The organism is Mesorhizobium sp. M0802, from assembly GCF_040320115.1.
Classification (GTDB): Bacteria; Pseudomonadota; Alphaproteobacteria; order Rhizobiales; family Rhizobiaceae; genus Mesorhizobium.
In genome coordinates, this window is the sequence record NZ_JAMYOY010000017.1 from 32,198 (window position 1) to 52,012 (window position 19,815).

Genomic DNA, 19,815 nt, shown 5'->3' on the forward strand with positions numbered 1-19,815 from the left:
GCCATTTGCCCTGTGGGCTCACCGCGCCAAATCCGCCACCACGGCATCGAGCACGATCATGCCGGCTGGCGTGGCGCGTAGCCTGGCATTGCCGATCGGCGCCACCAGCCCCTCATCCTGCAGCACGGTCAGCCGGGCGCTCGACAGGCCGTGCCCGGAAAACGCCTCGTAGCGGGAAAGGTCGATGCCTTCGGCCAACCTCAGCCCCATCAGCAGGAACTCGTCGGCCTCTTCGGAGCGCGTCAGGATCTCGCCGCCGGTGACGCCATGGCCCCTGGCCTCCACCAGATTGGCCCAGGTCTCCGGCATCCGCTCGGCGATCGTCACGGTGCGGTGGCCGTTCTCGATAAAGCGGCCATGCGCGCCCGGTCCGACGCCGACATATTCGCCATAGCGCCAATAGGTCAGATTGTGCCGGCTCTCGGCGCCCGGCCTGGCGTGGTTGGAAATCTCATAGGCCGGCAGGCCATGCGCTGCGGTGATCTCCTGCGTCAGCGCATAGAGATCGGCGGCCCGGTCATTATCGGGGATGATGAATTTGTTCGCCGCATGAAGGGCATGGAACGGCGTGCCTTCTTCGATGGTCAGCTGGTAGAGCGACAGATGGTCGGCGGCATGGCCGATCGCCTGTTCGAGCTCCGCCTGCCAGTCGTCCAGCGTCTGGCCGGGGCGGGCGTAGATCAGGTCGAAGGAAAGTCTTGGGAATATGTCCCGTGCCAGGCCAATTGCATGCAGCGCCTCGTCGACATTGTGCAGCCGGCCGAGGAAGCGCAGATCCTTGTCGTTCAGCGCCTGCACGCCGAGCGACACACGGTTGACGCCGGCGGCGCGGTAGCCGCGAAATCGCTCGGCCTCGACCGAGGACGGATTGGCTTCCAGCGTCACCTCGATGCCGTCGGGCACCGTCCAGTTCTTCGCCACGGCGTCCAGCACCGCCGCCACCGTCTGCGGCTGCATCAGCGACGGTGTGCCGCCGCCGAGAAAGATACTGGTCACTTCGCGCGGCCCGGTCCGCTCGCTCATGGTCTTCAGCTCGTTCTCGAAGGCGCGGGCAAAGCGCTCCTGGTCGACCGGCTGGTGACGGACATGGCTGTTGAAGTCGCAATACGGGCATTTGGCCGCGCAGAACGGCCAATGGATGTAGACCCCGAAGCCCGGGCTGCGGTCCAGCGACATTAAGCTGAGCCTAACCTGGCGCGGGCGAATTTCTGGAAGGCGCGGGCGCGGTGCGACAGCGCCGTCGGCTGACCGGGCTTCCAGCCGTGTTTTTCCTCAGCGCTCATCTCGCCGAACGTCTTGTCGAAACCGTCGGGCAAAAACACCGGGTCGTAGCCGAAGCCCAGTTCGCCGCGCGGCGGCCACACCAGCGTTCCCTCAGCTTCGCCGCGATAATATTCAGCCTCGCCATTGGGGAAGGCCAGGCAGATGACGGCGACGAACCGCCCCTTGCGCTGCGCTGGCTTGGCGGCGCCGACCTCCTGCAAGGCCACTTCGGTGCGCTGCATGGCCATGCCGAAGTCGCGGCTGCCATCGGGAGCTTCGGCCCAATTGGCGGTGTAGACGCCGGGGGCGCCGTCGAGCGCGTCGACGCACAGGCCCGAATCGTCCGACAGCGCCGGCAGGCCGGTCGCCTTAGCCGCGGCGAAGGCCTTGATGTAGGCGTTTTCCTCGAAGGTGGTGCCGGTCTCCTCCGGTTCCGGCAGGCCGTAGTCCTTGGCCGACTTCGCCTCGAAGCCGAACGGACCCATCAAATCGGCGAATTCGCGCAGCTTGCCTTCATTGTGGCTGGCAACGACGATCTTCTTTCCATCGAGAGAATGCATCAAAGGCCCCAGATCCTTGGCTCGGCGAATTCGATCGAATTGCCCGAGGGGTCGCGTATGTAGATCGAACGCCCGCCCTGCGGCCATTCGAATTCGCTTTCGATGGCGATGTTTTTCGCCTCAAGTTGCGCCTTCCTCTGTGCGAGTTCATCCGCACTTGCGGCAAAGCAGAGATGGCCCTCGCCGACCGTGCCATGCGGCGGCACTTTCAGCCGCGCATCCGGTGCCGGCGGGATTTTGGTGGCTTCGGCGTTGAAGATGAGCAGTACGCCCGGGCCGCAGCGGAAGAAGAGATGGCGGCCGTCGACCTTGCCGAGGAGAGGGAGGCCGAGGACGTTGGAGTAGAAGGCTTCGGCAGCGGCGAGATCCGTGACGTAAAGCGCTGACTCAAGAATAGCGGAGGGTTGCATCAGGCGCCCCCCTCTGCCCTGCCGGGCATCTCCCCCGCAAGGGGGGAGATTGGCAGTTCCGCTGGCGGCGTCTCAACGTTGATGGTTGGCGAAAACGGTAGCGACCTCTGATCTCCCCCCTTGCGGGGGAGATGGCCGGCAGGCCAGAGGGGGGTGTGAAGGATCGCCGACGTCATCACGTTAAATTCAATCAGGCCACAGCCATCTGCTGCAAGCTCACCAGCCGCTGAATGCCCTTCTTTGCCAGGCCCATCAGCTCCGCGAACTGCCCTTCCGAGAACGGCTCGCCCTCGGCGGTGCCCTGGATCTCGACGATGCCGCCCTTGCCGGTCATGACGAAATTGGCGTCGGTGCCGGCAGATGAATCCTCGATGTAGTCGAGGTCGATGACCGGCTGGCCGTCATGGATGCCGCAGGAAATTGCCGCGACATGGTCCTTCAGCACCTTGGCAACACTGGCCATCTGCCGCGCTTCCATCCAGCGCAGGCAATCGTAGAGCGCCACCCAGCCGCCGGTGATCGAGGCCGTGCGGGTGCCGCCATCGGCCTGGATGACGTCGCAGTCGACGGTGATCTGCTGTTCGCCCAGTGCCTGCAGGTCGACAACGGCGCGCAAGGAGCGGCCGATCAGCCGCTGGATTTCCAGCGTGCGGCCGCCTTGCTTGCCGGCCGAGGCTTCACGGCGCATGCGCTCGCCGGTCGAACGCGGCAGCATGCCGTATTCCGCCGTCACCCAGCCCTTGCCGGAATTGCGCATCCAGCCTGGCACCTTTTCCTCCAGGCTTGCCGTGCACAACACATGCGTGTCGCCGAATTTCACCAGGCACGAGCCTTCGGCGTGTTTGGACACGCCGCGCTCGAAGGAGATGGCGCGCATTTCGTCGGCTTGGCGTTTGGAAGGGCGCATCGAGGCCTCTTTCTGTTCTTTTTAGGGTTGCGTCGGCGGCTTGTAGACGCATGCAGCCCATGGCGCAAAGGAAAAGGCCGGGCGATCTGGCACAGACGCCGGGTTGCGCGGGGGCGATGGAAGTCTATATCCTTGGGCCGGAGGTTTTTGGCTCGAATGACCAAGGCAGTCACCGAACCCAGTCTGCTGGCGCCCGCGCTGCAATCGCTCGACATGCGTTCGCGCGACATTTTTAGGCGCATCGTCGAATCCTATTTGAAGGACGGTGAGCCTGTGGGATCGCGCAGCCTGTCGCGCATCCTGCCGTCGTCGCTGTCGCCGGCCACCATCCGCAACGTGATGAGCGACCTCGAGCATCTCGGCCTGATCTATGCCCCGCACATCTCGGCCGGGCGCCTGCCGACCCAGACCGGCCTGCGCTTCTTCGTCGATGCCTTCATGGAGCTTGGCGATCTCTCCGACGAGGAACGCCGGGTCATCGAGGCGCAGGTGCGCGCCTCCGGCTCGGGCGCGACGCTGGAACACATGCTGACCGAGGCCAGCCAGATGCTGTCGGGCATGTCGCGCGGCGCCGGCCTGGTGCTCGCCACCAAGAACGAGGTGGCGCTGAAGCACATCGAGTTCATCCAGCTCGAGCCGACCAAGGCGCTGGCGGTGATGGTGTCGCAGAATGGCGATGTCGAGAACCGCGTCGTCGACCTGCCGGCCGGCATCACCGTCTCGCAGCTGCACGAGGCCTCCAACTTCCTCAACGCCCATATCAGGGGCCGCACGCTCGCCGAGGCGCGCATCGAGATCGCCCGCATCAAGGACGAGACCAGGGCAGCGCTGGACACGCTGTCGCAGGATCTGGTCGAGAAAGGCCTGGCGGTGTGGGCCGGCGCCGATAGCGGCCTGCCGGCGCGCCTTATCGTGCGCGGCCGCGCCAATTTGCTCGAAAACGTCACCGCCCAGGCCGATATCGAATTGCTGCGCCACCTGTTCGAGGATCTGGAGACGCAGGACGGGCTGATCCAGCTGCTCGACCTCGCCGAGGACGGCCCCGGCGTGCGGATCTTCATCGGCTCGGAAAACAAGCTGTTCTCGCTCTCCGGCTCGTCGCTGGTCGTGGCGCCTTACCGCGACAAGGACGCCCGCGTCGTCGGCGCGCTCGGCGTCATCGGCCCGACCAGGCTGAATTATGCCCGCATCGTGCCTATGGTCGACTACACGGCGCAATTGATTACCCGGATGTTAAGATAATTCGAAGCCGGGATCACCGTAAAGGAGGGCGCAGAATGGCGCTTGAATCGTTCAAGGCCCAGATCAGTATGCTGCTCGAGGAAATGGTCAACCAGCCCGAGGACGAGCACGAAATCCAGGAGCAGCTGCGCGAAAAACTCCGGGAAATGCGCGCCATGGGCCTGCCGCTGCCGGAAGATCTCGTCGCATTGGAAAAGCGTCTCGACGACGATCTCGACGTCGAAGAGGAAAGTTGAGCGGTTCTCTCGTCGAATCTGCGCACGCGCACGCTTCTCTTTTGCGGCGGCCGCACAATATCTCCGTTGTGCATGACGCGGCGACCGGCGCGAATTCGAGGAGAACAGCATGATCCGGATTGCCGGCTTCGCAGGGCTTGCCCTGCTTCTGGCCACCAGCGCCTTCGCCCAGCAGGCTGATCAACCGCTGCTGACCGGCAAGGACGCTTTCGGCGACTGGAAGGCCGACAAGCCAGGTGTGCGCCGGCTGATCAAGCCGGATGATCTGCAAAAGCCCAACATCACCGAATCCGCCTCCAACAGCGCCGGCCTCGGCGATCGGCCCGAGGGCGCGAAGCCCGTCCTGCTGCCTGGGTTTTCGGCCGAACTGGTTGCTTCCGGCATTTCCAATCCGCGGGTCGTGCGCGTGGCGCCGAACGGCGACCTGTTCGTCGCCGACAGCGACGCCAACCAGATCCGCGTCTATCGGCTGGCCAAGGGTAGCGCGAAGCCGGCCGAAGAGGGCATTTTTGCCGACAATCTCAACCAGCCCTATGGCATCGCCTTCTACCCGCCTGGCGACAAGCCGCAATGGGTCTACGTCGCCAACAACGACAGCGTGGTCCGCTACGCCTATCGCGACGGCGACCTTAAAGCCTCCGGCGAACCGGAGACGATTGTCTCCGACATCCCTACCGGCGGCCACTGGACCCGCGATATCGCCTTCTCGCCGGACGGAAAGACGCTGTATCTCTCGGTCGGCTCCGGATCGAACGTCGCGGAGGGCATGCAGAAGGCACCGAAGGGCGGCCTTGACGCCTGGGCAAAATCACAGCCACTCGGCGCCACCTGGGGTTCCGAGGATGGCCGTGCCGACGTGCTGGCCTTCGGCCCCGACGGCAAGAATGGCCGCATCCTCGCTACCGGCCTGCGCAATTGCTCGGGCATGACCGTGCAGCCGGCCACCGGCGCGCTGTGGTGTGTCGTCAACGAGCGCGACGGTCTCGGCGACGATGTGCCGTTCGAATATGCCACCTCAGTCAAGGACGGCGCCTTCTATGGCTGGCCCTGGTATTATATCGGCGCCAACGAGGACCCGCGTCACGAGGGCGCGCGCCCAGACCTCGCCGGCTCGGTCACCGTGCCCGACGTGCTGATGCAGGCGCATTCGGCGCCGCTCAACATCGCGTTCTATGACGGCGGCAATTTCCCGGCAGAGTACAAGGGTGACGCCTTCGTCGCCCTGCACGGCTCCTGGAACCGTGGTATGAGGACCGGCTACAAGGTGGTGCGGCTGAGATTTAGCGACGGCAAGCCGACCGGCGAGTACCAGGATTTCATCACCGGCTTCGTCCTCTCCGACGACGCCGTCTGGGGCCGGCCGGTCGGCGTCGCGGTGGCCAGGGACGGTGCGCTTATCGTCACCGAGGATGGCAACGGCACCATCTGGCGCATCGCCCATGTCGACGGCCCGTCCTGAGCCGGCGAACTGCGCAACCGGCCCTAATGTACGTCCCGATGGATCACCTTGGGATAGGTATGGATCACCTCGGCCGATGAGACACGGTCATCGAAACCGGTATCCCTGAGATTGAAGAGGCCGACCGAGCCGAAGGACTTCTTCGCCCCTTGCGCGAAGCGGCCGTCGCTGAAATCGTGTTCGTAAAGCGTCACCGTGACGTGGCCGGCATTGAGCTTCGGCACGTAAACACTGCTGATGGCGTCGTTGGCGACGCCAAGCTGGTTGACGTTGAAGCGATAGAGGTCCTGCACCATGCGCCGGGCCGCATTGCCATTGATCATCCAGTATTCGCGGCGCGAAGCGCGGTTCGGGTCGATGAGTTTGAGCGGCGCCTTGCGGCCAAGCCCGAGCCAGTGCTCGAACACCATCACATTGGCGCCCCAGGGATAGGGATAATTGGACTTGTCGATGATGCGTGGCGGGCCATCCTCGGCGATCTCGGCGGTATCTACATAGTCCAGCCATTGCAGCTGGAACGACGCTTCCACGTTGAGGTCGGTGTTGCGCGGATCGGCAGCGATGATGCGCCAGTCGGAGACCGGCGGATATTTGGTGTCGAGGTCGATGTAGAATTCGCCTTTGGCGGTGTCGTCGGGGTCTATCTTTTGCGGTCCGTCACGCTCCATCGCCACCAGTCGCACCTTGAAGCGGTTGTTGACGACCAGCGGATAGATCATCGGACGAACGGGGTAGGCGCCAGGGTTCCGGCTGTCGGTAAAATATCCAGTCTGCGGAACGACATCGCTATCGCCCTTGTCGAACAGGCTGAAAGCCTGACGCCCATCGAACCACAGATACCATTCCAGCTCGTGGACGTGACCGCGTGCCTCGGAATAGTTGTTGGGCATCCACTTCATGAGCTGGATGTGAAGTCTTTTGGCTAACATGGGTGCTCCTGCCGTTCGGAGCCATGCGAGATAGCCGACCGCCTTCGGGGCGTAAGTGAACCATCTCTCGCTTTCAGGCGAGGATGACCGGCTTTCATGTCCTGCTTGGCGCAATCGAATCCGTTTTGCCGCTGCAGGCTTTCATGGCATCAGAGCGGCTCAGGAGGTGCGACCGTCATGACCCTCACCGGCTTCCTTGCCTATAGTGCTGCGCTGGGCATCGCCGCCGCCATTCCCGGCCCCGGCGTCACCGCGCTTGTGGCGCGGGCGCTCGGATCCGGCTTCCGCTCGTCGCTGGCGATGTCGTTCGGCCTGATGCTCGGCGACCTCATTTATCTCACCGCGGTGGTGCTCGGCCTTGCCTTTGTCGCGCAAAGCTTCGGCATGGTGTTTCTCGCCATCAAATGGCTGGGCGTCGCCTATCTCGCCTTCCTCGGCTGGCGTTTCTGGACGGCCGGGATCACGCCCGAGACTGTCGAGGCCAGGAAAGGCAAGGGCGGCCTGGTATCGAGCTTCCTTGCCGGCCTCACCGTCACGCTGGGCAACCCGAAGACGATGGTCTTCTACCTCGCCATCACGCCGACCATCGTCGACCTGAAGACCATCACGCTCGCCGACTATGGCATCCTGGTCGCGCTCACCGTTATCGTGCTCTTCGTGGTGCTTGTGCCCTATCTGGCGCTGGCCGCCAAGGCGCGCTGGTTCCTGAAATCGCCGCGCGCGCTGAAGGCGCTGAACCGCACCGCCGCCGGCTTCATGGTGGGCGCGGCCGCAGCCATTGCCGCACGTCAGTAGATCGGTTCAGGCCCATCCATTCCTCCGATCGGTCCATCCGGAAAATGCGGCTTCGGAAGGCAAGCGTTTTCAGCAAGCGGCCCACTCGATATTTTCGGCCGGCAGCCTATCTTGCGCGGGCGAAAGCCTTATTCTGTCCGCCGACGCCAATTGCCTGATCTGATTTGGGAGCGAAACCAATGAACAAGCCTTCCGCGCGCGTGCCCGGCCGCGGCCGTGTCTACAACTCGATCACCGAGACGATCGGCGACACGCCGCTGGTGCGGCTCGACAAGTTCGCCAAGGAGAAGGGCGTAGTTGCCAACCTTCTTGCCAAGCTCGAATTCTTCAATCCGATCGCCTCGGTCAAGGACCGCATCGGCGTTTCGATGATCGAGGCGCTGGAAGCGTCGGGCCGGATCAAACCCGGCAAGACGACGCTGATCGAGCCGACCTCCGGGAACACCGGTATCGCGCTCGCCTTCGCCGCTGCCGCCAAGGGCTACAAGCTGATCCTGACCATGCCCGAAACCATGTCGGTGGAGCGCCGCAAGATGCTGGCGCTGCTCGGCGCCGAACTGGTGCTGACGGAAGGGCCGAAAGGCATGAAGGGCGCCATCGCCAAGGCGGACGAGCTGGCCGCCACCTTGCCCGACGCCGTCATCCCGCAGCAGTTCGAAAACCCGGCCAACCCGGAGATCCACCGCCGCACCACCGCTGAGGAGATCTGGAACGACACCGATGGCGGGGTCGACATCTTCGTCGCCGGCATCGGTACCGGCGGCACGATCACCGGCGTCGGCCAGGTGCTGAAGCAACGCAAGCCCTCGGTGCATGTCGTCGCCGTCGAGCCGGAGGCCTCGCCGGTGCTGTCGGGCGGCCAGCCCGGCCCGCACAAGATCCAGGGCATCGGCGCCGGCTTTGCGCCCAAGATCCTCGACACCTCGATCTATGACGAGATCGTCAAGGTCTCCAACGAGGATTCGGTCGCCAACGCCCGCCTCGTCGCCCGCCTTGAAGGCGTGCCGGTCGGCATCTCGTCGGGCGCTGCCCTGCAGGCCGCCATCGCCGTCGGGTCGCGGCCGGAGAACAAGGGCAAGAACCTAGTGGTGATCATCCCGTCCTTCGCCGAGCGCTATCTGTCGACGATCCTGTTCGACGGGCTGGGGGCTTAACGTCTTAACTGGATAGGCGGCGATCCTTCGCACCCCCCCTCTGCCCTGCCGGGCATCGGGGGGTGCTGTCCCTCCGACATCGGAAGTCTCATGGCTGGACCGCAGAAAACCCGGCCGTGGCGTCCGCCACCGGCTTGAGCGGGAGGCGGCTTCAGGGTCAAATCGCCCCGGCCTGCTTCGCGCGGGCAGGGGGAGAATCACATGTACAAGCTTTACACGCGCCCAGGCAGCGGCGGTTTTGTCGTCGAGGCCGCATTGGCGCTGGCAAACGCGCAATTCGACCAGATCGATGTGCCCAAGAAGGATCCGCCGGACCCGGCTTTCCTCGACATCAGCCCGTTGAACCAGGTTCCGGTGCTGACCTTGCCCAACGGTCAATCGATAACCGAATCGGCGGCGATCTGCATCCTGCTTGCCGAGCGCCATCCGGAGGCGGGTCTGGCGCCGGCCGCGGATCGCCGGATCGCGCCGGTTTCCTGCGCTGGATGGCGTTCATGTCATCGGTGCTCTACCCCGCCATCCTGCGCCTCTACTATGCCCATCGCTACACCACCGATGCCGACGGCAAGAAAGCCGTCAAGCAGGCAGCCATTGCCGATATGGACCGCGGCTTCGCCATTGTCGATGCAGCCCTCGAGGGGCGCGGCTGGCTGGTCGGCGACGCGATGTCGCTGGCCGACATCTACCTCGTCATGCTGGTGGCCTGGCACCCCGATATGGACAAGGCGCGAGCCGACTGGCCGAACATCGAACGCTTATGGTCGGCGCTGCGCGCGCATCCGCTGATGAAACGGCTCAACACCACGCATGAGATGTGGCCGGCCTGAACGGACGCTTCAATTTCGCAGGATCGCCCGTTTCGCCTGCAGGAAGCGGCGCACGGCGGGGTCGCGTTCAAGGCCAATCGCCCGGCCATAGGCTTCGACCGCTTGCGCCGCATTGCCGAGCCTGGCCAGCAGGCCGGCGCGAGCGGCCCAATAGGGCTGATAGTCGTTGAGCCGCTTGTCGTCGCCCAGCACGTAGAGCGCCGCCAGTCCTGCCGCCGCCCCTTCGGCCTCGGCAATCGCCACGGCGCGGTTGATCGAAATCACCGGCGAGCCTGATATCGCCGACAGCGCATCGTAGAAGTTACGGATCGCCGCCCAATCGGTTTGGCCGGTCCGTCGCCGCGTCGCATGCACCGATTGTACCGCCGCTTCGAGCTGGTAGCGGCCGATGACGCCCATGGTGGCGGCGTGGCCCAGCAGCGCCTCGGCTTCGTCGATCAGCGCGTGATCCCAAAGAAGGCAATCCTGGTCGGCGAGCGGCACATAATCTCCAGCCGCATCGCGCCGCGCCGGGCGCCGCGCCTCGGCAAACAGCATCAGCGCCAGCAGGCCGAGCGCTTCCGGTTCGTCCGGCATCATGGATGCCACCAGCCGCCCGAGCCAGATGCCTTCGGTCGCCAGATTGCGCGCTCTCGTCTCGGCCCCTGCCGGGTCGGTCCAGCCTTCGGCGAAAGCCGCGTAGATCGCTTCCAGCACCGTTTCCAGCCGCTCGCCGAGTTCGGCGCGATCCGGCACGCGGAACGGAATGCCGATCTCGCGGATGCGGCTCTTGGCGCGCACCAGACGCTGGCCCATCGTCGCCGGCGAAACCAGGAAGGCCGAGGCGATCGTCGCCGCGTCGAAACCCAGAACCGTTTGCAGGATCAGCGGCGCCCGCACGCTGGCTTCGATCGCCGGATGCGCACAGGCAAACATCAGCCTGAGACGTTCGTCGGGCAGGTCTTCGTCTTCCATGCTCGCCTCCATCTCCTCGGCCATCAGCTTGAGATGGTCGCGGCTCGCCTCGCTGGTCAGCCGACGGCGCACCGCATCGACGCCACGGCGGCGCGCGACGGCCAGCAGCCATGCCTCAGGCTTCTGAGGCACGCCGGTCTGTGGCCAGCGCTCAAGCGCCGCGGCAAAGGCCTCGGCCAGCGCGTCCTCGGCGCCGGCCACGTCGCGGGTGCGCGCCGCTAGCCAGGCGACCAGCTTGCCGTAACTCTGCCGGGCGGCCGCTTCGGCCGCCGCCCGCGCGATCTCCGGGCGATTGTCCATCACGGTTTCATTTCGCTGCGGGGTACTCGGTCAATTCCCAGATCGGCCGCACCTCAATCGTACCGGCGCTGGCGCCCGGACAACGCGCCGCCCACGCGATTGCCGCGTCGGCGTCCTCGGCCTCGATCATATAGAAACCGGCGAGCTGTTCCTTGGTGTCGGCATAGGGGCCATCGAGTACATTGGTCTTGCCGTTAGCGATCCGCACCGCGGTGGCGGCCTGGGTCGGCTTGAGCCGGTCACCGGCGAGCCACGCTCCGGATTTCTTCAAAGCTTCGGTGTAGGCGCCGTAGGCGGCGCTGATCTCGTAGGTCTTGTCGCTCGGCGCGGTCGCCATCGCGGCCTCGTTCGCGTAGATCAAAAGCATGTATCGCATGGTCTTCTCCCGTTTAGGAAGGCAGCAACGTTGCGTGCCGGACGTATGTCGTGCGGCCATGCCAGATTTCGACAGGCTCCGGAGAAAACTTTCGCCTTCGCCCGGAAGTTTCGCAAGGGCCAGGGTTCCGCCGGTGGGAGCGGGGTGGCGGGTCGGGGAATCAGGCTTTCGGCTCAAGCCAGCCGCGATAGCGCACGATCAATCCGGTGAGCGGGTGCGAAATCTCGACACGGAAACGGAAGCGGCCGTCCTCGACGCTCTCATAGGATGCCGAGCGCGGGCAGAGCCACATCGGCAGCGGCAGGCCGAGGAAGCTCCAGCGGCGCAGCACGAGAGACAGTTTTCCCTGCTCCGCCACCAGCGCCATGGCGAAGCTCAGCGGGCCGAAGCGCTCGCACAACAACCGCTGCGACCGGCCCCGGCCGGCAAACTGGCGGCTGGAGAATGTGTGCGCGCCGAAGGTCCTGATCCAGGTCTCGCCTCCTTGTCGGCGTCGAAACGAACACGGACGGGAACATCGGCACCGGCTGAAGGGAACCCGGCCAGGCAGCCAGATAGCCGGCTAAGAATATTTCCGCCGCGCTTGACACTGCCGCGTCCCTCCGCTGTTTCCACCCGCTCGTGCATGGCGCGGACTTCTTTTGGGAGTGCCTCCCAGGCGTCGCCGACCACTTGCGGATAAGCGGTCTTTTGTCCCCGGCGCTATCGTCCCTGAAGCCGGTGTACATTGTCCTCCTGGCAAACAGCGCTTCGTAGTCCTGCAGTTCCAGGTCGCGCACCGCTGCCCGTGCGCCCGGCGCCGGAGCCTGTCCGTTCAGCACCTTGCGCACCAGCGCTTCGACCGCCATGGCCGGGATCAGCGGCCCGTCATCGCCTTCAGCCAGCAGGTGCCACGAGCGCCGGAGGGCTTCGCCGGCCCTGCCGGCTCCCTCCACCTCGACGAACATGCCACCGCGATGCTCGCCCCAGCGCAGCCGGTTGGGGTCGCCCAATGCATCAGCGGCGCCAGCGGCGACAGCGACCGCACCAGTCCAATCCGCACCAGCCAGGCAAACCCGATCAGCGCACGGTGCAAAATCTCTGGAACCGGCCCGGCGCCCATCCAGATGGTTTTTGCCTCGAGCCATAGGTCCGCCAGCGCGCGCAGATGCGGCACGAACCAGCGAAAAGCGTGCTTTTCAGCGGTACCTTGCCCGGCGGCGCAATCGTGAAGCGCATCTGTTCGGTGAGCGGATGCCCTGCACCCTGTCGCCGTCGCGCTTCAGTTCGACCGGCTGGCCGGCGTAACCGGCAATGGCGCGAATGACGTTCTCGCCGACGCCGGCATAGGGCGACGGCGCGATACCGCCGCGGATCGTGTCGACCCGCGCCATGCCGGCGGACAGACGGCGCAGGACCGCTGCGGTCAGCACAGGAAAGCTCGACACGCCGGACAGCACGAAAAGGCCGGCGTTGCGCGCTGCTTCGTCATGCATGGAGACGCCGGCGACGAAATCCGACCCATCGGCGAGGTCGAGATAATGGATGTCTTGCGCAATGCAGGCCTCGATCAGCCGGTAGCGCTCCTCGCCATAGGCCTGGAACGGGCCGCTGGTGTCGACGACGCAATCGGGGTTGAGCGCGGTGAGCTGTGCCGCGACGTCGCCGTTGCGATCGAAGCGCGTCGGCACGAGCGGCGGCGCCGCGCCGGTGCGGGTTTTGCACCAGGCCTCGGCTTTGGCCAGTGAGCGCCCGGCGACGAGCAGGATCAGGCGTGGCTCGCTCTCCAGCAATTGCACGATGCGGCCGCCGAAAATGCCATAGCCGCCAACGACCAGAAGCCTCATGGCGCCGCTCTTTTTGCGTATGTCGTTTTCCCGGAACCGAGGTCACTTTTGGGTGACAGGCGATTAGCCGATCACGCGCGCACGTATCGCGGCGGACAGGATCTCGCAACTGTCCTTGCGGCCGAACATGGCGTAGCGGTTTTTGGCGATGCGTTCGTAGAGCCAGTCACGCAAGGGGCGCGGGATGAGCAGCAGGGCCTTCGCCGCCCGCCACGGCCAGCCGAGTTCGGCCATCACCGCGATGAAACTGTCCAGCCGCATGAAGGGAGCGCCGCCGACAAGGACCAGATTGGTCTCGTAGCTGTCGGTGCGCAGCCCGTATCTCTGGAACAGCGCCTCGCCGAAGGGCGACTGCGCCGTGGCGAAGCGGAAGCGGTTTTTGCGGTCGAGCCCGACCACCGTGCGTACGAAGCCCGAGCACAGCACGCAGACGCCGTCGAAAACGATCAATGGCTGGTTGGCATCGAAGGGTTCAGGAGAAAAGTCACGGGACGTCCGGCAACTTGTGTCTTCAGACACTAAGCCCGCCGGCAGCGGGATCAAAGCCGCGGCGTTGTCGCACGGCCTCTCGCGGCCAGCGCGGGGCGCTCGGCGCGATAGGTGGTTGCGCGGGGATCGGCCTCCGGTCTGCAGATCCGGCTGTCGTGACGCGTTTCGAACGTCATGATCAGTGCGCGCCGAGCGAGCTGCCGCGACGGGCGCAGGCCGGACCCGGGCCGCGCATGTAGTAGCGCTCCGGTCGATAGGTCGGCGCGATGAACTCGCGGATGGCGGCGGCATAGCCGGCGATGTGGCCCCAGAATTTCATTTTACTCAAGTCCCTGTCCCGATTTTCGGATGTCCCGTCCGATTGCGGGGATCATAGTGTCGAGGCGTGAATAGTCGGTGAACACGATGTTAATCTTTGGTCGAAAACCCCATGCTTCGTGGCCGGAATGCGGCTGTTTGGGGGTCTTTCGGTGTGGTTCGTCGCCATTTCCGGCATTGTGACTTTTGCATCACATATGTTTCGTCTGGATGTCGCTTGAGCGCGGTTCTGTTTCAGATTTGGCGAGCCTCTCGAAATTCCATGCTCGCTGCCGAAATGCCCCTGGTTGCGCGCCCGGAACCGGAACGGGCCTTGCCCGTTCTCGCTTGAACCGCATCGCGCAGGAGTTCGCCATGGCACCTCGCCCCGCCTGGAAGGGCTATCTGAAACTGTCGCTGGTCACCTGCGCTGTCGAATTGACCAACGTCGTCACCCACGCCGAAAAAGTTTCGTTCCGGGTGCTCAACCGCAAGACCGGCAACACGGTCAAGCGCATCTATGTCGATTCTGAAACCGGCAAGCCGCTGGGCGATGGCGACGAGATCAGGGGCTATGAGGTGAGCCCCGGTGAGTTCGTTTATATCGAGGAGGAAGAGATCGAAGCGGTGCAGATCGAGTCCTCGCACACGATGGCGCTGGACGGCTTCGTCGACAAAGCCTCGATAGAGCAGATCTATCTCGACACGCCCTATTATGTCACGCCCGCCGACAAGGTGTCGGAGGAGGCCTTTGCCGTCATTCGCGATGCCATGGCGGACAAGAAGATGGCCGGGCTGGCGCGCGTCGTGCTCTATAGCCGCGAGCGGCCCGTGGTCATCGAGCCGCGCGGCAAAGGCATGGTGCTGACCACCTTGCGCTACGGCAACACGGTGCGGGAGCCGGAGAGCATCTTCGGCGACATCAAGGCGGTGAAGACCGACCAGGAGATGACCGATATGGCCGAACGCATCATCGACAAGAAGAAGGGGAAGTTCGATCCGTCGACATTCGAGGACAAGTATGAGGACGCGCTGCTCGAACTGATCCGCGCCAAGAAGGCCGGAAAGAAGGCTCCGAAAGCGCAGGCCGCGCCCAAGCCGTCCAATGTCGTCAATCTGTTCGACGCGCTGAAGAAGAGCCTGTCCGATGGCGGCCAGGCGGAAGGCTCGGCGAAGAAGGCCAAGCCGGCGGCAAAAAGCGGCAAGGCGAAAGCTTCTGCGCCCAAGCGCAAGTCGGCTTGAGGGTCGGCGCCGTGGCCAACCTCGAACAATATCAGTCCAAACGCGATTTCAAGAAGACGGCCGAGCCGGCGGGCAAGGTCGCGCGCGGCAAGCAGCCCGGCGGCATCTTCGTCGTCCAGAAGCACGACGCGACCAGGCTGCACTATGATTTCCGCCTCGAGCATGAGGGCGTGTTGTGGAGCTGGGCGGTGACGCGAGGCCCGAGCCTCGACCCCCACGAAAAGCGGCTGGCCGTGCATGTCGAGGACCACCCGATCGACTATGCCGGCTTCGAGGGCACCATTCCCAAGGGCGAGTATGGCGGCGGCACCGTCATCGTCTGGGACGAAGGCACATGGACGCCAGAGATCGACCCCGCCAAGGCGATGAAAAAGGGCCATATCGACTTCGAACTCAACGGCCAGAAGCTGAATGGGCGGTGGCATCTGGTCAGATTAAGACCCCGCCCGGGCGAAAAGCGCGACAACTGGCTGCTGATCAAATCCGACGATGCCGCCGCCCGCCCCGGCGAGGATATCCTGAAGCACGCACCGAAATCGGTGAAGTCCGGCCTGAACATCGAAGAGGTCGCGGAAGGCAAGACCGCCGACGGCAAGAAGCCGAAGGTCTGGCACTCCAACAAGCCTGCGGCATCCAGCAAGGCGAAAGCCGGCAAGCGCCTCGACTTCGTCGAGCCGCAACTGGCGACGCTGGAGCGCGAGGCGCCGCCCGGCGAGGACTGGCTGCATGAGGTCAAATTCGACGGTTACCGCATGCAGGCGCAGATCGCCGGCACGGAGGTGCGGCTGCTGACCCGCACCGGCCTCGACTGGACGGGGAAATTCGGCCCCGAGATCGTCGCGGAACTCGCCCAGCTGAAATGCAGCGACGCCATCATCGATGGCGAGATCGTCGTGCTCGCCGACAGCGGCGTTTCGTCCTTCTCGCTGCTGCAGCAGGATCTCTCCGCCAATCGAACCGACCGCTTCACCTACTATGTGTTCGACCTGATGCGGCTTGACGGCAAGGATTTGCGCCGCGAGCCGCTGGTCGAGCGCAAGCAGGCGCTGCAGGAGCTGCTCGGCGAGACGGCCGAAAATGCCGCTGTTCGCTTCAGCGACCATTTCGCCGAGCCCGGCAAGATCATGCTGCAGCACGCCTGCCGCATGGGCCTCGAAGGCATCGTCTCCAAGCGCGCCGATGCGCCCTATCGCAGCGGCCGTGGCCCGAGCTGGGTGAAATCGAAATGCACGGCCCGCCAGGAATTCGTCATCGGCGGGTATCTGCCCTCGGACAAGACCGGCCGCGGCCTGCGTTCGCTGCTGGTCGGCTACCACGAGGGCGGCAAGCTCCACTACGCCGGCCGCGTCGGCACGGGCTTCACAGCCAGGAGCGCCACAGATTTGAAGAAAAAACTCGATGCGCTGAAGGCAGACGCCTCGCCGTTTGCCGCCGCGGTTCCCAAGGGCAAGGGCCTGGTCTGGGTCAGGCCCGAACTTGTCGGCGAAGTGGAGTTCCGCAGCTGGACGTCGGACCGTATAATACGCCACGCGTCGTTCCAGGGACTGCGCGAGGACAAGCCGGCGGAGGAAGTCGTGCAGGAAAAGCCATCGAGCGCGGCGAACAAGGCAAAGCCGGCGGCAAGCGGCGCCGGCAAGGCCGCCGGGGCTAAGGCGCCCGCGACGATCACGACCAGCGTAAAACTATCCCATCCCGACAAGCTGCTGTGGCCCGAGGAAAAAATATCCAAGCAGGCTCTGCTTGAGCACTATGCCTTGGTCTGGCCGCGCATGGAGCAGTTCGTCGTCAACCGGCCGCTCAGCCTGGTCAGGGCGCCGGACGGCATCGGCGGTCCGCGCTTCTTCCAGAAACATGCCTCGGCCGGCATGAGCGACAAAATCGCCCGCATGAAGGACCCGACCGATGGCGAGGAAATCCTGTTCATCCGCGATTTCGACGGCCTTGCCGCTCTGGTCCAGTACGGCGTGGTCGAGGTCCACATCTGGGGCTGCAAGATCGATGAGCTGGAAAAGCCGGATCAGATCATCTTCGATCTCGATCCCGATGAAGGCGTCGACGTCAAGGCGGTGCGCGAGGCCGCACTCGACATCAGAGGCAAGCTTGACGATCTGTCGCTGCCGAATTTCGTCAAGCCGTCAGGCGGCAAGGGCTATCACGTGCTGGTGCCGCTGAAACCCCCGGCGGACTGGGAGGCGGTCAAAACCTTCTCGCATGATTTCGCCAAGGCGCTGGAGCAGGCCGCGCCCGACCGCTACACGGCGACGCTGTCGAAAAAGGCGCGCACTGGAAAAATTTTCGTCGACTATCTCCGCAACGGCAGGGGCTCGACCACGGTCGCGCCCTACTCTTCCCGCGCCAAGAAGGGCGCGACGGTGTCGGTACCGGTGACGTGGGCGGAGGTTGAGAAGGGGTTGCCGCCGAATTCCTTCCCGATCGGCGACAAGACGACGCTGAAGGAACTAGCGCAGGCCGATCCGTGGGCGGATTTCTTCAAGCAGGGGAAGGTGTTGAAGCGGGGGTGAGCCATCGGCACATTCGCAAACGTAGCGATCCTTCCCACCCCCCTCAGTCCTGCCGGACATCTCCCCCGCAAGGGGGGAGATTGGGCAGCTTCGAGGTTTCGTTCATTGTTGCAACGTTGGAGATTGGCGAAAGCTGTTGAGCGCGTAATCTCCCCCCTTGAGGGGGAGATGGCCGGCAGGCCAGAGGGGGGTGCTGTCCCGCCAGCGTCGCCCAATTAGCGCCGCCGAACCTCTACGCTAAAAACACCCGCTCGAACGCCTGCTTCCCCGGCGGTGAAAACATCACCGCGCGGCTGTCCTTCTCCCGTCTTGCCCATTTCTCCGCCAGGATCTTGTCCAGAATAGCCGCGCCCAGCGTTCCCGCAAGATGCGAGCGGCGCACGCTCCAGTCGAGGCAGGCGCGGCAGACCGGCCGGCGCGCCTTGGCGCCGACATCGACGCCGATGGCGGAAAAATGCGATGCGGCCGACGGCCCGAGCCTGATCTCCCCCGGCCGGATCTCCCCGAGCCTGATCTCATTGTCGTCGCGCAAAAGGATGCCGCGCGCGACGAACCGGTCCAGCATCGCCACCGCCTGCTCGCCGGCGAGGTGGTCGTAGCAGACGCGGGCCACGCGCATGGCGCCGTCGCGCGGGCCGGGCCGCACCCGCTTGGGGCCGACCGCTTCGGCCACCCCGGTGATCGCCTCGATCATGCCGGCAACCTGCGGCCCGGCGAGGCCGTAATAGCGATGCCGTCCCTGGCTGGCCAAAGTTAAAAGCCCGCCCTCCATCAGTTTCGACAGATGCGAGGACGCCGTCGGCAGCGAGACGCCGGCCTCCAGCGCCAGTTCGCTCGCCGTCAAAGCCGTGCCGCCCATCAGCGCATTCAGCATGTTTGCCCGCGCCGGATCGCCGACCAGGCTGGCGATGCGGGCAATGTCGGGTCCTTCACGCATAGTTAGGCCTCCATCGAAGCATTCTCGTCAAATAAGCATTATTGTCGGGCGGGATCAAGGAGAACGCCGATGCCAACCGCTTCCGCCCCACTCGCCGGCCGCCGGCCGTTTCCGTTCGTCACCTGGCTGCAACGGCGGCTGCTCGCCCGCTGGTACGACCGCCATCTGCAGCGGCTCGACCTCGCGGAGGTCGACGACCATCTGCTGCGCGATCTCGGCCTGACCCGTGAGGATGTGCGCCGCGAATGCGCAAGCCCCTTCTGGAAGGCCTGACCGCCAGCGCGTTTGCTTAGCACACCCGGCGGCACAACGTTTCGACGCCGCTCGAACTATCCACGCGAAACCCAAGGAGTTCACGATGGCCATCACCTGCTTCATCCGCTATGAGATCGACCCGTTCGGCAAGCCGGCCTTCGAGCAATATGCCAAGGCCTGGGGCCAGGCGATCCCGCGCTGCGGCGCCGATTTGATCGGCTACTACGCCCCGCACGAGGGCTCGGCCACCACCGCCTACGCCGCCTACAACATCGACAGCCTCGCCGCCTACGAAGCCTATCGCGCCCGTCTCGCCGCCGATCCGGCGGGCAAGGCCAATTACGAATTCGCCCGCCGCGAAAAGTTCATCTTGAAAGAGAACCGCATCTTCCTGAAGCTGGTGTCGGGGCCGCATGGACCGCGGCAGCTGTTCCAGACCGCGGTCAAGGAGGAGATATGATCGCTGTCATCTTCGAGGTGCAACCGGCTGAGGGAAAGCGCGATGCCTATCTCGGCATCGCCGCGGAACTCAGGCCGCTGCTCGACGGCATAGACGGTTTCATCTCGATCGAGCGCTTTCAGAGCCTGGGCGATCCCAACCGGGTCCTGTCGCTGTCCTTCTGGCGCGACGAGGAAGCGGTGAAAGCCTGGCGCAATACGGAAGAGCATCGGCAGGCGCAGCATGCGGGCCGCGGCGGAATATTTGGCGGCTACCGGCTGCGCATTGCGCATGTGGTGCGGGACTATGGCCTGACGGAGCGGGATGAAGCGCCGGCGGACAGCAGGGCGGTGAATGGGTGACTAGGTATCGGCGTCGCGCCAGGCCCCCTCATCC

Annotated in this window: 23 protein-coding genes and 1 pseudogene; 11 read left to right on the plus strand and 13 right to left on the minus strand. The window is 64.7% G+C overall.

Features of this window, described 5'->3' with window-relative positions; all coding sequences use genetic code 11:
- Positions 1–18: 18 nt before the first annotated feature.
- The 4 genes from hemW to rph all read right to left on the minus strand — a co-directional run bounded on the left by hemW (position 19) and on the right by rph (position 3,140).
- Positions 19–1,176, minus strand: a complete 1,158-nt coding sequence (hemW, locus tag NKI10_RS22235; RefSeq protein WP_352861957.1) for a radical SAM family heme chaperone HemW — start codon at positions 1,174–1,176, stop codon at positions 19–21.
- Positions 1,176–1,823: an RdgB/HAM1 family non-canonical purine NTP pyrophosphatase gene (gene rdgB / locus NKI10_RS22240; protein WP_023692946.1), complete on the minus strand. Its 648-nt coding sequence runs from the start codon at positions 1,821–1,823 to the stop codon at positions 1,176–1,178. The genes hemW and rdgB overlap by 1 nt, the downstream gene beginning before the upstream one ends.
- Positions 1,823–2,233, minus strand: a complete 411-nt coding sequence (locus NKI10_RS22245) for a VOC family protein (RefSeq protein ID WP_023672054.1) — start codon at positions 2,231–2,233, stop codon at positions 1,823–1,825. Before NKI10_RS22245 ends, rdgB begins: the two co-directional genes overlap by 1 nt.
- Positions 2,234–2,423: 190 nt before the next feature.
- Positions 2,424–3,140, minus strand: a complete 717-nt coding sequence (rph, locus tag NKI10_RS22250) for a ribonuclease PH (protein WP_023672052.1) — start codon at positions 3,138–3,140, stop codon at positions 2,424–2,426.
- A 156-nt stretch (positions 3,141–3,296) separates the two neighbouring features.
- Here rph and hrcA point away from each other — a divergent pair, with 156 nt between their 5' ends.
- From hrcA to NKI10_RS22265, 3 genes are all read left to right on the plus strand, one after another.
- Positions 3,297–4,382 carry a heat-inducible transcriptional repressor HrcA gene (gene hrcA / locus NKI10_RS22255; protein ID WP_023681233.1) on the plus strand — a complete coding sequence of 362 codons (1,086 nt, stop codon included), beginning with the start codon at positions 3,297–3,299 and terminating at the stop codon, positions 4,380–4,382.
- Between the two features lie 35 nt (positions 4,383–4,417).
- Positions 4,418–4,618 carry a hypothetical protein gene (locus NKI10_RS22260; RefSeq protein ID WP_023672050.1) on the plus strand — a complete coding sequence of 67 codons (201 nt, stop codon included), beginning with the start codon at positions 4,418–4,420 and terminating at the stop codon, positions 4,616–4,618.
- 109 nt (positions 4,619–4,727) lie between these two features.
- Complete coding sequence (locus tag NKI10_RS22265; protein WP_352861959.1) at positions 4,728–6,077, plus strand: PQQ-dependent sugar dehydrogenase; 1,350 nt, start codon at positions 4,728–4,730, stop codon at positions 6,075–6,077.
- Between the two features lie 23 nt (positions 6,078–6,100).
- Here NKI10_RS22265 and NKI10_RS22270 read toward each other — a convergent pair whose 3' ends face one another.
- Positions 6,101–7,006 carry a hypothetical protein gene (locus NKI10_RS22270; RefSeq protein ID WP_352861961.1) on the minus strand — a complete coding sequence of 302 codons (906 nt, stop codon included), beginning with the start codon at positions 7,004–7,006 and terminating at the stop codon, positions 6,101–6,103.
- 177 nt (positions 7,007–7,183) lie between these two features.
- Between NKI10_RS22270 and NKI10_RS22275 the strand changes: the two genes are divergently transcribed.
- The 3 genes and pseudogenes from NKI10_RS22275 (at position 7,184) to NKI10_RS22285 (ending at position 9,782) form a co-directional block, all read left to right on the plus strand.
- Entirely contained in the window at positions 7,184–7,801 is a 618-nt protein-coding gene (locus NKI10_RS22275; RefSeq protein ID WP_352861963.1) for a LysE family translocator, read from the plus strand.
- A 179-nt stretch (positions 7,802–7,980) separates the two neighbouring features.
- On the plus strand, positions 7,981–8,955 hold the full coding sequence (gene cysK / locus NKI10_RS22280; RefSeq protein WP_023672045.1) for a cysteine synthase A: 975 nt from the start codon (positions 7,981–7,983) through the stop codon (positions 8,953–8,955).
- Positions 8,956–9,156: 201 nt separating this feature from the next.
- Positions 9,157–9,782, plus strand: a pseudogene (locus NKI10_RS22285) (glutathione S-transferase family protein).
- A 9-nt stretch (positions 9,783–9,791) separates the two neighbouring features.
- Here NKI10_RS22285 and NKI10_RS22290 read toward each other — a convergent pair.
- The 7 genes from NKI10_RS22290 to NKI10_RS22320 form a co-directional block, all read right to left on the minus strand.
- The gene (locus NKI10_RS22290; RefSeq protein WP_352861965.1) at positions 9,792–11,036 is read right to left on the minus strand and encodes an RNA polymerase sigma factor; all 1,245 of its coding nucleotides are present in this window, start codon (positions 11,034–11,036) and stop codon (positions 9,792–9,794) included.
- 7 nt (positions 11,037–11,043) lie between these two features.
- Positions 11,044–11,412 (minus strand): YciI family protein, encoded by a 369-nt coding sequence (locus NKI10_RS22295; RefSeq protein ID WP_352861967.1) that lies wholly within the window; start codon positions 11,410–11,412, stop codon positions 11,044–11,046.
- Between the two features lie 160 nt (positions 11,413–11,572).
- The gene (locus NKI10_RS22300; RefSeq protein WP_352862074.1) at positions 11,573–11,968 is read right to left on the minus strand and encodes a DUF4166 domain-containing protein; all 396 of its coding nucleotides are present in this window, start codon (positions 11,966–11,968) and stop codon (positions 11,573–11,575) included.
- Between the two features lie 300 nt (positions 11,969–12,268).
- Positions 12,269–12,568: a hypothetical protein gene (locus tag NKI10_RS22305; RefSeq protein ID WP_352861969.1), complete on the minus strand. Its 300-nt coding sequence runs from the start codon at positions 12,566–12,568 to the stop codon at positions 12,269–12,271.
- Positions 12,569–12,590: 22 nt separating this feature from the next.
- Positions 12,591–13,238: a saccharopine dehydrogenase NADP-binding domain-containing protein gene (locus tag NKI10_RS22310; protein ID WP_352861971.1), complete on the minus strand. Its 648-nt coding sequence runs from the start codon at positions 13,236–13,238 to the stop codon at positions 12,591–12,593.
- A gap of 63 nt (positions 13,239–13,301) precedes the next feature.
- Positions 13,302–13,757, minus strand: a complete 456-nt coding sequence (locus NKI10_RS22315; RefSeq protein WP_352861973.1) for a thiol-disulfide oxidoreductase DCC family protein — start codon at positions 13,755–13,757, stop codon at positions 13,302–13,304.
- Positions 13,758–13,905: 148 nt separating this feature from the next.
- A complete protein-coding gene (locus NKI10_RS22320; protein WP_196813601.1) occupies positions 13,906–14,055 on the minus strand; it encodes a hypothetical protein in 150 nt (49 codons plus the stop codon).
- A gap of 344 nt (positions 14,056–14,399) precedes the next feature.
- Between NKI10_RS22320 and ku the strand changes: the two genes are divergently transcribed.
- Positions 14,400–15,266 carry a non-homologous end joining protein Ku gene (ku, locus tag NKI10_RS22325; RefSeq protein ID WP_352861975.1) on the plus strand — a complete coding sequence of 289 codons (867 nt, stop codon included), beginning with the start codon at positions 14,400–14,402 and terminating at the stop codon, positions 15,264–15,266.
- Between the two features lie 11 nt (positions 15,267–15,277).
- Positions 15,278–17,788 carry a DNA ligase D gene (ligD, locus tag NKI10_RS22330; protein ID WP_352861976.1) on the plus strand — a complete coding sequence of 837 codons (2,511 nt, stop codon included), beginning with the start codon at positions 15,278–15,280 and terminating at the stop codon, positions 17,786–17,788.
- A gap of 232 nt (positions 17,789–18,020) precedes the next feature.
- Here ligD and NKI10_RS22335 read toward each other — a convergent pair whose 3' ends face one another.
- Positions 18,021–18,725: an ArsR/SmtB family transcription factor gene (locus tag NKI10_RS22335; RefSeq protein WP_352861978.1), complete on the minus strand. Its 705-nt coding sequence runs from the start codon at positions 18,723–18,725 to the stop codon at positions 18,021–18,023.
- A 69-nt stretch (positions 18,726–18,794) separates the two neighbouring features.
- Here NKI10_RS22335 and NKI10_RS22340 point away from each other — a divergent pair, with 69 nt between their 5' ends.
- The 3 genes from NKI10_RS22340 to NKI10_RS22350 all read left to right on the plus strand — a co-directional run bounded on the left by NKI10_RS22340 (position 18,795) and on the right by NKI10_RS22350 (position 19,781).
- Complete coding sequence (locus tag NKI10_RS22340) at positions 18,795–18,998, plus strand: DUF1127 domain-containing protein (RefSeq protein WP_352861980.1); 204 nt, start codon at positions 18,795–18,797, stop codon at positions 18,996–18,998.
- 85 nt (positions 18,999–19,083) lie between these two features.
- Positions 19,084–19,440, plus strand: a complete 357-nt coding sequence (locus tag NKI10_RS22345; protein ID WP_352861982.1) for an NIPSNAP family protein — start codon at positions 19,084–19,086, stop codon at positions 19,438–19,440.
- Positions 19,437–19,781: an antibiotic biosynthesis monooxygenase family protein gene (locus NKI10_RS22350; RefSeq protein ID WP_352861984.1), complete on the plus strand. Its 345-nt coding sequence runs from the start codon at positions 19,437–19,439 to the stop codon at positions 19,779–19,781. The genes NKI10_RS22345 and NKI10_RS22350 overlap by 4 nt, the downstream gene beginning before the upstream one ends.
- Positions 19,782–19,815: the final 34 nt, after the last annotated feature.